Source organism: Streptomyces xanthophaeus (genome assembly GCF_000725805.1).
GTDB lineage: Bacteria > Actinomycetota > Actinomycetes > Streptomycetales > Streptomycetaceae > Streptomyces > Streptomyces xanthophaeus.
The window spans coordinates 38,184-51,032 of the sequence record NZ_JOFT01000030.1 but is presented as its reverse complement, the minus strand read 5'-3'; the positions used below and the strand labels follow the sequence as shown (position 1 = coordinate 51,032).

Sequence of the window (12,849 nt, the reverse complement as noted above, 5' to 3'; positions counted from 1 at the left end):
CCGCAGGCCGCTGACCTGGACTGGACAGTGCTGCCCGGGCCCAAGCGCAGCTCGCTTCGGGCGGCGGAGGTCCGGGAAGGTCGACTATTCTCCGATTCGAGCGGGTCCGCTTTCGGAGTCGCCACGCAGTCGGAGGAGGTGGGTCCTGTCGCTGGGACCGACGAAGGCCACGCGGAGGAGACGACCCCGGAGCGCAATGCGCGCTTCGAGAGGGATGCCCTCGGCTACCTCGACCAGATGTACTCGGCCGCCCTGCGTATGACGCGCAATCCGGCCGACGCCGAGGACCTGGTCCAGGAGACGTACGCGAAGGCATACGCGTCCTTCCACCAGTTCCGCGAGGGCACCAACCTGAAGGCGTGGCTGTACCGCATCCTGACCAACACCTTCATCAACTCCTACCGCAAGAAGCAGCGCGAACCGCAGCGCAGCGCCGCGGAGGAGATCGAGGACTGGCAGCTCGCGCGCGCCGAGTCGCACATGTCGACCGGTCTGCGCTCGGCCGAGTCGCAGGCGCTCGACCACCTGCCCGATTCGGATGTGAAGGAAGCCCTGCAGGCCATTCCGGAGGAGTTCCGCATCGCGGTCTATCTTGCCGACGTAGAGGGCTTTGCGTACAAGGAGATCGCGGACATCATGGGTACACCCATCGGTACGGTCATGTCGCGACTGCACCGTGGCCGCCGTCAACTCCGCGGAATGCTGGAGGACTATGCCCGTGAACGCGGGCTCGTCCCCGCGGGCGCCGGAGAGTCGAACGACCGGAAAGGCTCGGGCTCATGAGTTGCGGAGAGCCGCACGAGACGGAGTGCTCTGAGGTCCTGGATCACCTTTATGAGTTCCTCGACCATGAGATGCCTGACAGTGACTGCACGAAGTTCGAGACCCACTTCGGCGAGTGCAACCCCTGTCTGGAGAAGTACGGCCTCGAACAGGCCGTGAAGAAGCTGGTGAAGCGCTGCTGCGGGTCGGACGACGTGCCGACGGACCTGCGGTCGAAGGTGATGGGCCGGATCGAACTGATCAGGTCCGGGCAGGCCGTGCCCGATCACGACGTCACGGCCGACGCCCCGGTCACCGCCGACAACCCGGCGCCCGGCTGACCCTTCCCCGGACGTTTCCCCGGCCGTTCCGCCGGACGTTGAACAGCCGCCCCCGGACGGGCACTTCGTTCACTCGAAGGTGCTAATCCGGGGGCGTCCGCATACCGCAATGTGAAAATGTGGTCCGCTTGCTGCGGGGCCCCACTTATTCTCCCCAATCGGTACCGGTTCGATTCGGTGCCCGGTGCGCACGGCCCAGGGGAGGAGAGCGCCATGCGGGTACTTCCGCCGGGGGCGCGCGCATACATCCTGTGCGCCGTCCTCGCGGCATTCGCGTGCATCACCCCGGCCGTCTGTGCCCCCGGCACGCCCTGGGGGTCCGTGGCCCTGCTGGCCGTGCTGTACCTCGGCTGCGAACTCGTCAGGGTCTGCCCGCTGCTGGGCAGCCGGATGCCCGAGGGCATCGGCGCCTTCTTCCCCGTCCTGATGGCCGCCGTGTTCCTGCTGCCGCCCTCCGCCGCCGCGCTCGTGGCGCTGCCCGGGGGCCTCGCCGGCCTCGTGGTGGAGCGGCCCGCCTGGGTGCGCCGCATGTGGCACGCGGCCCAGCAGGCGATCGCCGCATGGGCCGCGGGGCAGGCCTTCGCCCTGCTGCACGGCCCGGCCGCGCTCGGCGGGGGCACCTCCGCAGGGCCCGGGCCGTCCGGCGCGACGGCCGACTTCCCGTACGCGATGCTCCCCGCGGCGGTCGCCGCCGTCACCTTCTGCCTGGTGCTCACCGCCCTCGACGGGGGCGTCCTGGTCACCGCCGAACGCCGGTCCGCCGCCACCGCCTGGCGCGGCCTGCTCACCCGGTCCCTGGCCCCGCACTGCCTGCACGGGCTCGCCGGGCTGATGATGGCCGTGATGTGGCGCAGCCCTTACGGGCTCCCGGCCGCACTGCTCGTCCTGCTGCCGATGTACATCTCCTGCTGGGTCTTCGCCCAGTACCACCGCGAGCGCGCCGCCCACCGGGCCACCATCCGGGCCCTCGTCCAGGCGGTGGACATCAAGGACCGCTACACGCGGGGCCACAGCGAACGCGTCGGCCAGGCCTCCGCGATGATCGCCCGCGAACTCGGGATGGCCGAGGACCGCCTGGAGGTCGTGCGCATCGCCGGGATCCTGCACGACGTCGGCAAACTCGGCGTCCCCACCCGGCTCCTGCGCAAGGACGGCCCGCTCACCCCCGAGGAGCGCCGGATCATCGAGCTGCACCCGGAGTACGGGCACGAGATGGTGCGCGGGATCGGCTTCCTGCGGGAGGCCCGGTCCGCGATCCTGCACCACCACGAGCGGGTCGACGGATCCGGCTACCCGTACGGGCTGACCGGCGAGCAGATCCCGGTGCTGGCCCGGGTCGTGGCGGTGGCCGACGCCTTCGACGCGATGACCTCGACCCGCTCGTACAGCCGGGCCCGCCCGGTGCCGACGGCCCTCGCCGAGCTGGAGCGGTGCGCGGGGGCGCAGTTCGATCCGGCGATGGTGCGGGCCCTGTCGGGGGCGATCGGCCGCCACGGCTGGCACCCCGTGGTGACCTCCGACGACGACCTCCAGGTGATCAGCAGCGGTGCCCCGGCGCCGGGGGCGGACCCGGCCGCCCGTCCCGACCGGGAGCCCGACCGGGAGCCGGACGGGAACCCGGACCGGGACCCGGACCGCGACCCGGACGGGGCGCTGGCCGCCGCCCCGCCTCCCCGCCACCGGACCGGAGGCGGGGCGTGAGGTCCGTCACCGCCTGGGCCGTCCGCGGCGCGGCCGCCCTGCTGACCGCGGTCGCCCTCGGACACACCCTTTGGTCGGGCCTGGCCGAACCCGGTGTGGCCCTGGCCTTCGGAGCCCTCGTCGCCGTCGGCGAGCTCGCCCGCCGTGACCGCCGCGATGCGGCAGGTCACGTGCCGGCCGAGGACCGCAGGCCCGCGCCGCTCGGCTCCGCCGGAGCCCTCGCCTACGCCCTGCTCGGCCAGAACGCCGGCCAGCCCACCCAGCACGGGGTGCTCCAGACCCTCGCGGTCGTCGTCGCCGCCGCGCTCATCGGGATCGTCCCGCACATCGCGCGCGGCCGGGGCCCGGACCTCGACCACGTGGCCCGCCGGGTCCTCACCGTGGCCTTCGCCGCCGCCTGCTTCCAGCCGCTGTACAACTCCGGGCGGCTGGAGGACCGGCTCGGCCAGGGCCCGTACCTGGTGCTCTTCCTGGTCCTCCTGCTCGGACTCAGCGCCCTGTGCGACGCCGTGCTCGCCGCCGCGCTGGCCGGGGCCCGCACCGGCTGGCCGTACGGCCCCCTGCTGCGCGACGAGCTGCGCGCCCAGCTCGGCGTCGGCTCGGCGATCTGCGCCACCGGGGTGGTGATGGCCCTGGGGGTGGCCGTCGCCGGGCTCTGGGCCCTGTCCGTCTTCAGCGTGCCCCTGCTGCTGACCCAGATGTCCTTCCACCGGATCACCGCCGTCCGCACCACCTACCGCCAGACCATCACCTCCCTGGCCCGGGCCACCGAGATCGCCGGCTGCACCCCGCCCGGGCACTCCCGCCGGGTCGCCGCGCTCAGCTGCGCGGTCGGGCGGGAGCTGGGCCTGTCGGAGCGCGAGCTCACGGTCCTCGAGTACGCGGCCCTGATGCACGACATCGGCCAGCTCTCCCTCGTCGACCCGGTCGCGGACGGGGCCACCGCCGAGCTGCCCGCCGACGAGGCCCGCAGGATCGCCGTGCTCGGCGGGGAGGTGGCCCGACAGACCGGGGTGCCCGCCGAGGTCGCCGTGGTGGTGGAGCGGCAGGCCGATCCCTACCGGCAGCAGCCCGTGGCCGCCCGGATCGTGCGCGTGGTGAACGCCTACGACGACCTGGCGGGCGGGAGCCGTCACCCGGGCGGCTCACTGGCCGCTCTGGAGCACCTGCGCCTGGGCACCGGCCACGACTACCAGCCGGAGGTCGTGGAGTGTCTGGCGAGGGTTCTGGCCAGGGGCGGACGTGACAGAGTTGTTCCCGTTCCCAGTGGGTAACCCATGGGTAATGAGCGGCCGTCGGAGTGGGCATGGTTGGATGCCAGTAAGAGGGACCGTGAGAGTGTCCGCAAGGCTGCACCGTAGCCCCCAGCCACCGCTGGGAGGTGCCCCCAGGCAGGCGGGAATCGTGAGGATCTTCGGGAAGGTACGGCATCGGCCCTCCGCCTCGTGGCGGCAGGCCACCGACCGCGCGTTCACGCTGATCGGCGACGGTCGGTACGAGGACGCGGGGGCACTGCTGACCAGAGCCGCCGACCTGGAGCCCTGGCTGTCGGAGTCCTGGTTCAATCTGGCGCTGCTGCACAAGTTCCGGCACGACTGGGAGCAGGCGCGGGCGGCCGGGCTGCGCGCCGTGGCCCTGCTGGACCGCGAGACGGGCGCCCCGGACTGGTGGAACGTGGGCATCGCCGCGACCGCGCTCCAGGACTGGCCGCTGGCCCGCCGGGCCTGGCAGGCGTACGGGCTGAAGGTGCCCGGGGACCCGCACGGCGCCGGCAGCGGCAAGCACGGCGGCGAACCGGTCGGCATGGAGCTCGGCAGCGCGGCCGTGCGGCTGTCGCCCGAGGGCGAGGCCGAGGTGGTCTGGGGCCGCCGGCTGGACCCGGCCCGCATGGAGGTCCTGTCGATCCCGCTGCCCTCCTCAGGGCGTCGCTGGGGCGAGGTCGTCCTGCACGACGGGGTGCCGCACGGCGAGCGGGTCACCGCGGCCGGGCCCTCGTACCCGGTCTTCGACGAGATCGAGCTGTGGGCCCCGTCGCCCGTACCCACCTGGGTGGTGCTGCTGGAGGCTGCCACCGAGGACGACCGCGACGCGCTGGAGCAGCTGGCCGCGGACGCCGGCTTCGCCGCGGAGGACTGGTCCTCGTCGGTGCGGCTGCTGTGCCGGACCTGCTCGGAGAGCGAGATGCCCAGCGACGAGGGCGACGGCGAGCACCTCGACCCGCACGACCACAGCGAACCGGGCCATCCCGGGCCGCTGGGGCACCGTACGGCCGGTTCCGGTTCGCTGTGGGTGCCCGAGCGGGAATGCGGCATCGCGGCCCCGGCCGGGCTGGTGCGCGGGCTCCTCGACGGCTGGGTCGCGGACAGCCCGGACAGCCGGGAGTGGCGCGATCTCGAAGAAGTCTGCTGAGCCGGGGCCTTAGGCTGTACGGGCACATCGGTGGCCATCGGCGACACGGTGACTTGTTGACTTACGGAAGGCGTACGGCGGACATGGCTCAGCAGGAGAACGAGGTTGTCGGGTCCGAGGTGAACGACGGGTACGTCGTGGACACCGAGGACTGTGCGGAGCGCGAGCTCGCCCACCGCGAGCGCGGCACCGCCCGCCCCATCACGGTGGTCGGCAACCCGGTCCTGCACCGGGAGTGCAAGGACGTCACCGAGTTCGGCGCCGAGCTGGCCCAGCTCATCGACGACATGTTCGCCAGCCAGAAGGCCGCCGAGGGCGTGGGCCTGGCCGCGAACCAGATCGGCGTGGACGCCAAGGTCTTCGTCTACGACTGCCCGGACGACGACGGCAACCGGCACACCGGTGTCGTGGTCAACCCCAAGCTCGTGGAGCTGCCCGCGGGCGCACGGGTGCTGGACGACTCGAACGAGGGCTGCCTGTCGGTCCCGACCGCCTACGCCTCCCTCGCCCGCCCGGACTACGCCGAGGTCGAGGGCCAGGACGCGCAGGGCAACCCGATCAAGGTGCGCGGCACCGGCTACTTCGCGCGCTGCCTCCAGCACGAGACCGACCACCTGTACGGGTACCTGTACATCGACCGGCTCTCGAAGCGGGACCGCAAGGACGCCCTGCGCCAGATGGAAGAGGGCACCCCGCGCTACGAGACGGTCCCCAACGCCTGACCGGTCCTCCCGGCCGCCGGCACCGACGCGTAGGCCCCGCTCCCGGACCGGGAGCGGGGCCTACGCGTCGGTCGCCCGGGGCGGACTCAGCGCGGGACGCAGGTCCAGCCGCTGTCCCCGGAGGCGGTGACGGTGACGGTGACGGTGCGAGACATGAAGGCCCCCAAAGCGGTGTGCTCGATACGAGACCGGAGCGCTGCGCGGATGCGAACCGGCCATTCCTCTTCACCGTACGTCAGCATCCGGCTACGCATGGGGCTGGATCGGGTCAAGTGACCTGTGGTTCTCGGCCAATGCCCGTGGGGTGCTCACGCCACGGCGGCGCGCGGCCCGCGGAAGGCGCGCCGGAACGCGTTCGGGGTCGTTCCCAGGGTCCGCAGGAAATGGTGGCGCAGGGCGGCCGCGTTGCCGAAGCCGCAGCGCCCCGCGATCGCGTCGACCGTCTCGTCGGTGGACTCCAGCAGCTCCTGGGCCAGGAGCACCCGCTGCCGCAGGACCCACTGGTAGGGGGTCGTGCCCGTCTCCTGGAGGAAGCGGCGGGCGAAGGTCCGCGGTGACATGTGCGCCCGCTCCGCGAGCTGCTCGACGGTGATCTCCTCCTCCAGGTGCCGGGCCATCCAGCCGATGACCCCGCCGACCGTGTCGCAGGCGGTCCGGGGCAGCGGCCGCTGCACGAACTGGGCCTGGCCGCCGTCGCGGTGGGGCGGTACGACCATCCGCCGGGCGATGGCGTTGGCCACCTCGGCCCCGTGCTCCTTGCGGACCACGTGCAGGCAGGCGTCGATGCCGGAGGCGGTGCCGGCCGAGGTGATCACCGGGCCCTCGTCCACGTAGAGCACGTCGGGGTCGACCAGCGCCTTCGGGTAGCGGCGCGCCAGGGCCTCCGCGTGCATCCAGTGGGTGGTGCAGCGCCGCCCGTCGAGCAGTCCGGCGGCGCCCAGGACGAAGGCGCCGCTGCACACGCTGAGCACCCGGGCGCCCCGGTCCACGGCCCGGCGCAGCGCGTCGAGGAAGGGCTCGGAGTACTCCCGTACGGGCGCCTGCCGGTCGGCGGGCAGACAGATCAGGTCGGCCTGCTCCAGCCGCTCCAGACCGTGCGCGGGGGTGATGGCGAAGCCCACGTCGGCCATGGTGAGCGGGCCCTCCTCGGCCGCGCACACCGCGAAGTCGTACACCGGCAGCCCCTGCGCGCTCCGGTCCAGCCCGAACACCTCGCAGAAGATCCCGAACTCGAAGGGCGCCACTCCGTCGACGAGGGCCACGGCCACGTTCTTCAGCATGACCCCAGTGTGGCAGTAATTCGCAGTTTCATGACAGTCCTGCCACTGTCGGCTTTCCGGCGACGGAGCGACCGTAGACCCATGAGCACCTTCCTCGACTACCTCACCGTCCTCGCCGTCGCCGCCCTCCTCTTCGCCCCCGCCCTCCACGGCGCCGCCCGGGAGCGCCTGACCGACCGACAGCTGCGCGCCGCGCAGCGTCTACGCGCCGCCCAACAGGAGCCGCAGGTCGTCCGGGACGGTCATCGGCGTGAAGAGGCCCGCCCGCGTACGCCCCGTGTTGCCGTGCGGCACGCGCCCGGTCGCTGACCCGACCCCCGCGACCAGCAGCCGCACCACCTGCCCCGCGGCCTCGGACCGGTCCCGGCAGCGCACGGCCAGCCGGAACATGTGCCAGTGCGCCCGGGTGTGCGGCCAGGGCCAGGCCTGCGAAATGATGTGGGCCCGCTCCAGGGCGGTCCACATCGCGGCGGTGTCGGGCGAAGCCGCTGCGGCCAGGGCCAGTTCGGCCTCGAAGGCGCTGCGTACACGAGGGGGCATCGGATCGCGTCTCATGCCCCCACCCTGCGGCCGGACGCCCCCACGCGCTTGGACGAACCTGCTACCGCCAGCGGATCCGGCGGGTGAAGTCCGAGGGCGCGATCCCGAACATCCGGCGGCACGCCCGGCTGAAGTGCGCGCTGTCGCAGAAGCCCGCCCCGTGCGCGGCATCGGTCAGGGACAGCCCCTGCGAGGCCAGTTCGGCCGCCCGCATGAGCCGCAGCCACAGGACGTACGGGCGAAACGGCAGCCCCAGCTCGTCCCGGAAGAGGTGCGCCAGCCGACTCTCCGACAGCCCCGCCACCTCGGCCGCCTCCGCCAGCCGCACCCGGTCGCGCCCGGGCAGCCAGGCCAGTACCCGCGCGAGCCCCGGATGCCGCCGGGCGGCCGGCAGCCACGCGTCCAGGAGTACGGAGTCCAGCGCGCACGCCGCCTCGAAGGGGTCCTCGGGCAGCCCGGCCGGCAGCAGCCCCTCGGCGGCCCCCGGGGACTGCGCGAGCCGGCGCCCCGCGGCCGACGCCGGGTCGTAGTGCAGCACCAGCCCGCGCTCGGCCCCGCGCAGCACGCGGTGGCGCACCCCGGCCGGGACCACGAACGCCCGGCAGGCGAAGGGCTCGTCCTCGGGCCCCGCCAGCAGCAGTTCGGCCCCGCCGAGCGCGGCGATGACCTGGACGGAGTGGTGCGCGTGCGCGGTGGCCACCCCGACGGCGCCGCCGTACACCAGCCCTCCCGGCCGCAGCCGGGCGCTCCCGGCCCAGTTCCCGCCGCTCACAGCAGTGCGTCCCCGCCCGTGGATCTCCCCATGGGCGGGGACGCTATCAAGCCGTCGTCGGACGCCGGTGCTAGAAGTCCTCGTCCAGGTCGACCGTGCCCTCGACCGCGACCTGGTAGGCCGACGGGCGGCGCTCGAAGAAGTTCGTCAGCTCCTGGACGCCCTGGAGCTCCATGAAGGAGAACGGGTTCTGCGAGCCGTAGACCGGCGGGAAGCCGAGCCGGACCAGACGCTGGTCCGCGACGCACTCCAGGTACTCGCGCATCGACTCGGTGTTCATGCCCGGCAGGCCGTCACCGCACAGGTCGCGGCCGAACTGCAGCTCCGCCTCGACGGCTTCCTTCAGCATGTCGGTGACCTGCTGCTGGAGGGCGTCGTCGAAGAGCTCCGGCTCCTCCTTGCGGACCGTGTCCACGACCTCGAAGGCGAAGTTCATGTGCATGGTCTCGTCCCGGAAGACCCAGTTGGTGCCCGTCGCCAGGCCGTGCAGCAGACCGCGGGAGCGGAACCAGTACACGTAGGCGAAGGCGCCGTAGAAGAACAGGCCCTCGATGCAGGCCGCGAAGCAGATCAGGTTCAGCAGGAAGCGGCGGCGGTCCGCAGCCGTCTCCAGACGGTCGATCTTCTCGACCGAGTCCATCCAGCGGAAGCAGAACTGGGCCTTCTCGCGGATCGAGGGGATCTCCTCGACCGCGTCGAAGGCGGCCGCGCGGTCGTCCGGGTCGGGCAGGTAGGTGTCGAGCAGCGTCAGGTAGAACTGGACGTGCACGGCCTCCTCGAACAGCTGGCGCGACAGGTACAGGCGCGCCTCCGGGGAGTTGATGTGCTTGTAGAGGGTCAGCACCAGGTTGTTCGAGACGATCGAGTCGCCCGTCGCGAAGAACGCGACCAGACGGCCGATCATGTGCTGCTCGCTGGGCGTCAGCTTCGCGAGGTCGGCGACGTCCGAGTGGAGGTCGACCTCCTCCACCGTCCACGTGTTCTTGATCGCGTCCCGGTAGCGCTCGTAGAAGTCCGGGTAGCGCATCGGGCGGAGCGTGAGCTCGAAGCCCGGGTCCAGGAGGTTCTTCGTTTCGTTGGAGCTCATCACTGGCAGGCCTCGCAGGACTCGGGGTTCTCAAGGGAGCAGGCCAGTGCGTCGGCGTCGACGGCCTGCGGAAGGGGAGCGGCGCTCGCCGGGACGGCGCTGCCGGAAGCGGCGCGGGCGATCTTGGTCGCCGGGCGGGAGCGCAGGTAGTAGGTGGTCTTCAGACCCTGCTTCCAGGCGTACGCGTACATCGAGCTGAGCTTGCCGATGGTGGGCGTCTCCAGGAACAGGTTCAGCGACTGCGACTGGTCGAGGTACGGGGTGCGCGCCGCGGCCATGTCGATCAGACCGCGCTGGGGGATCTCCCACGCCGTGCGGTACAGCTCGCGGACCTCGGCGGGGATCCAGCCGAAGCCCTGGACCGAACCGCTGGACTCGCGCAGCGCCTCGCGGGTCTGGGCGTCCCACACGCCGAGCCGCTTCAGCTCCTCCACCAGGTAGCCGTTGACCTGGAGGAACTCACCGCTGAGCGTCTCGCGCTTGAAGAGGTTGGAGACCTGCGGCTCGATGCACTCGTAGACGCCCGCGATCGAGGCGATCGTCGCCGTCGGGGCGATGGCCAGCAGCAGGGAGTTGCGCATGCCGGACTTCGCGACCCGGGCGCGCAGCGCGTCCCAGCGCTCGGGCCAGTTCAGCTGCACGTCGTAGTGGTCCGGGTGCAGGACGCCGCGGGCGGTACGGGTCTGCTCCCAGGCCGGCAGCGGGCCGCTGCGCTCGGCGAGGTCGCAGGAGGCCTCGTAGGCGGCCAGCATGATGCGCTCGGAGAGCTTGGTGGACAGGGCCTTCGCCTCGGCGGAGTCGAAGGGCAGCTTCAGCTTGAAGAAGACGTCCTGGAGGCCCATCGCGCCCAGACCCACCGGACGCCAGCGGGCGTTGGAGCGCCCGGCCTGCTCGGTCGGGTAGAAGTTGATGTCCACCACGCGGTCGAGGAAGGTCACCGCGGTGCGGACGGTCTCGTCCAGGCGCTCCCAGTCGATCTCCCCGCCGTCGGCTCCCTCCACGACGAACGCGCCGAGGTTGACCGAACCGAGGTTGCAGACGGCCGTCTCGCCGTCGTTGGTGACCTCGATGATCTCGGTGCACAGGTTCGAGGAGTGCACGACCGTGCCCGGCTCGGCGGTCTGGTTCGCCGTGCGGTTGGAGGCGTCCTTGAAGGTCATCCAGCCCTGGCCGGTCTGCGCGAGGGTGCGCATCATCCGGCCGTACAGGTCCCGGGCGGGCATGGTCTTGCGGGCCAGGCCCTGCGCCTCGGCCTTGCGGTAGGCGGCGTCGAACTCGTCGCCCCACAGGTCGACCAGCTCGGGCACGTCGGCCGGGGAGAACAGCGACCAGTCGGCGTCGGAGTTCACGCGGCGCATGAACTCGTCCGGCACCCAGTGGGCGAGGTTCAGGTTGTGCGTACGGCGCTGGTCCTCACCGGTGTTGTCGCGCAGCTCCAGGAACTCCTCGATGTCCGCGTGCCAGGTCTCCAGGTAGACGGCGGCGGCGCCCTTGCGGCGCCCGCCCTGGTTCACGGCGGCGACGGAGGCGTCGAGGGTCTTCAGGAACGGCACGATGCCGTTGGAGTGGCCGTTGGTGCCGCGGATCAGGGAGCCGCGGGCGCGGATGCGGGAGTACGACAGACCGATGCCGCCGGCGTGCTTGGAGAGGCGGGCGACCTGGTGGTAGCGGTCGTAGATGGAGTCGAGCTCGTCCAGCGGGGAGTCCAGCAGGTAGCAGGAGGACATCTGCGGGTGCCGGGTGCCGGAGTTGAAGAGGGTGGGGGAGGAGGGCAGGTAGTCGAGGCGGCTCATCAGCCGGTACAGCGAGGCGACTTCCTCGACGGCCTGGACGCTGTCGTCCTCGGCGAGGCCGCAGGCCACGCGCAGCATGAAGTACTGCGGGGTCTCGATGACCTGGCGGGTGATGGGGTGGCGCAGCAGGTAGCGGCTGTGCAGGGTGCGCAGGCCGAAGAAGCCGAAGCGGTCGTCGGCGCCCTCGGCGAGGCTGTGCTCGACCAGCGCGTCCAGCCGGGCCGCGTGCTTCGTCACGAAGTCGGCGGTGCGGTCGGCGATGAGCCCCTCGCGGTGGCCGACCGCGACGGACGCGGAGAAGGAGGTGGCGCCCTGGCCCGAGGCCTCGTCGCGGACGGCCAGCGTCAGCAGCCGGGCGGCGAGCCGGGAGTAGGCGGGGTCCTCGGAGATCAGTCCGGCGGCGGCCTCGGTGGCCAGCCCCCGCAGTTCGGCCTCGTCGGCGGCGGAGCTGCGGCCGCGCAGCGCGGAGGCGGCGACCCGGCCGGGGTCCGTGTCGGGGAGGTCGGCCGTCAGCTCGGTGAGGGTACGCAGCAGCGTGGCCCCCGGGCCCTCGGTGTTGTCGCCAGAAGTGGACTCGGCGCGCGGTGCGGAAGGCGCGATGGTCACGGCGGGAGCTCTCCCTCGCTCGGCCGGCCGTAGGCGGGGCGCGGGCGGGCGCATGCGGGCGTGGCAGGAACGCGTACACCGCATGGCGTCCACCGGCCCAACCGCGAGGCCCGGACGTGTCGGCACCCGGTTCGGTCGAGCCGGGCGCGCTGTCGGCAGGTCCTCGGACTTGCGTGTGCCCCAATGGGTGCACTTCATACCGTTGCGGGACAGTTCCGGATTCGCACCGGATTCCCCTGCGGCGACAGCAGCCATGAGCATACATGTGGGGGCGCCCCCGTGCGGTAGCCCCCACATGTTGTGTCGGCGTGGCTACAGGCTGAGGCGGTAGGTGAGCAGGGTCAGGCCCGGGACGGGCGCCCAGTCGCGCTCGGGAGTGCGTACGAATCCCAGTCGCGCGTAGATCCGCTGGGCCCCCGTCATGCCGGTCTGGGTGGACAGCACCAGGTGCGTGACGCCCTCCAGTTCCCGGGCCCGGGCCACGCAGGCGCGCACCAGGGCCTCGCCCGCGCCGCGGCCGCGCGCCGCGCGGGAGACGGCCAGCATCCGGAATTCGGCCTCGCCGGGCCCGGCGATGTCGGCGAGCGGACTTCCGGGCGGGGCGAAGGTCACCCCGCCGAGGACGAGGTCCTCGTGGACGGCGACGAGCACCTCCCCGTCGGCGGCCCGGCCCGCGACGTCGCGCAGCACCTCCGCGTAGAACGACTCGCCGGAGCCGAGGAGTCCGTCCCCCACGTAGGCCTGCGCGGTGATCTCGCCCAGCTGTCCGTACTCGGCGGGCAGTGCCGCCCTGATCACGATGTCCATGCGTTCGAGTGTGCGGCACGGGCCCGGCG

General features: G+C 72.3%; 12 protein-coding genes and 1 riboswitch. Of the genes, 6 read left to right on the top strand and 6 right to left on the bottom strand.

Annotated features, from left to right (window positions below):
* Positions 1 to 138 precede the first annotated feature (138 nt).
* From IO30_RS0119975 to def, 6 genes are all read left to right on the top strand, one after another.
* Complete coding sequence (locus tag IO30_RS0119975; RefSeq protein WP_030709911.1) at positions 139 to 783, top strand: sigma-70 family RNA polymerase sigma factor; 645 nt, start codon at positions 139 to 141, stop codon at positions 781 to 783.
* Complete coding sequence (gene rsrA, locus IO30_RS0119970; RefSeq protein WP_031144878.1) at positions 780 to 1,103, top strand: mycothiol system anti-sigma-R factor; 324 nt, start codon at positions 780 to 782, stop codon at positions 1,101 to 1,103. Before IO30_RS0119975 ends, rsrA begins: the two co-directional genes overlap by 4 nt.
* 213 nt (positions 1,104 to 1,316) lie before the next feature.
* A complete protein-coding gene (locus IO30_RS0119965) occupies positions 1,317 to 2,804 on the top strand; it encodes an HD-GYP domain-containing protein (RefSeq protein WP_107064992.1) in 1,488 nt (495 codons plus the stop codon).
* On the top strand, positions 2,801 to 4,078 hold the full coding sequence (locus tag IO30_RS0119960; RefSeq protein WP_031144875.1) for an HD-GYP domain-containing protein: 1,278 nt from the start codon (positions 2,801 to 2,803) through the stop codon (positions 4,076 to 4,078). Before IO30_RS0119965 ends, IO30_RS0119960 begins: the two co-directional genes overlap by 4 nt.
* A 130-nt stretch (positions 4,079 to 4,208) precedes the next feature.
* On the top strand, positions 4,209 to 5,213 hold the full coding sequence (locus tag IO30_RS0119955; RefSeq protein ID WP_031144873.1) for a tetratricopeptide repeat protein: 1,005 nt from the start codon (positions 4,209 to 4,211) through the stop codon (positions 5,211 to 5,213).
* Positions 5,214 to 5,296: 83 nt separating this feature from the next.
* A complete protein-coding gene (gene def / locus IO30_RS0119950; protein WP_031144872.1) occupies positions 5,297 to 5,935 on the top strand; it encodes a peptide deformylase in 639 nt (212 codons plus the stop codon).
* 308 nt (positions 5,936 to 6,243) lie between these two features.
* On the opposite strand, the gene IO30_RS0119940 is transcribed toward def, so the two are convergent.
* The 6 genes from IO30_RS0119940 to IO30_RS0119915 form a co-directional block, all read right to left on the bottom strand.
* Complete coding sequence (locus IO30_RS0119940; protein WP_031144871.1) at positions 6,244 to 7,215, bottom strand: helix-turn-helix domain-containing protein; 972 nt, start codon at positions 7,213 to 7,215, stop codon at positions 6,244 to 6,246.
* A gap of 201 nt (positions 7,216 to 7,416) precedes the next feature.
* Positions 7,417 to 7,770, bottom strand: coding sequence for a DUF3703 domain-containing protein (locus IO30_RS0119935; protein ID WP_037894613.1), 354 nt, complete (start codon positions 7,768 to 7,770; stop codon positions 7,417 to 7,419).
* Between the two features lie 46 nt (positions 7,771 to 7,816).
* A complete protein-coding gene (locus IO30_RS0119930) occupies positions 7,817 to 8,527 on the bottom strand; it encodes a helix-turn-helix domain-containing protein (protein ID WP_031144868.1) in 711 nt (236 codons plus the stop codon).
* 70 nt (positions 8,528 to 8,597) lie between these two features.
* Positions 8,598 to 9,614, bottom strand: a complete 1,017-nt coding sequence (locus IO30_RS0119925; protein ID WP_031144867.1) for a ribonucleotide-diphosphate reductase subunit beta — start codon at positions 9,612 to 9,614, stop codon at positions 8,598 to 8,600.
* Positions 9,614 to 12,013 (bottom strand): ribonucleoside-diphosphate reductase subunit alpha, encoded by a 2,400-nt coding sequence (locus IO30_RS0119920; RefSeq protein ID WP_031144865.1) that lies wholly within the window; start codon positions 12,011 to 12,013, stop codon positions 9,614 to 9,616. Before IO30_RS0119920 ends, IO30_RS0119925 begins: the two co-directional genes overlap by 1 nt.
* A gap of 137 nt (positions 12,014 to 12,150) precedes the next feature.
* A riboswitch (cobalamin riboswitch) is annotated at positions 12,151 to 12,284 on the bottom strand.
* Between the two features lie 41 nt (positions 12,285 to 12,325).
* Entirely contained in the window at positions 12,326 to 12,820 is a 495-nt protein-coding gene (locus tag IO30_RS0119915) for a GNAT family N-acetyltransferase (RefSeq protein ID WP_031144864.1), read from the bottom strand.
* Between the last annotated feature and the right edge of the window lie 29 nt (positions 12,821 to 12,849).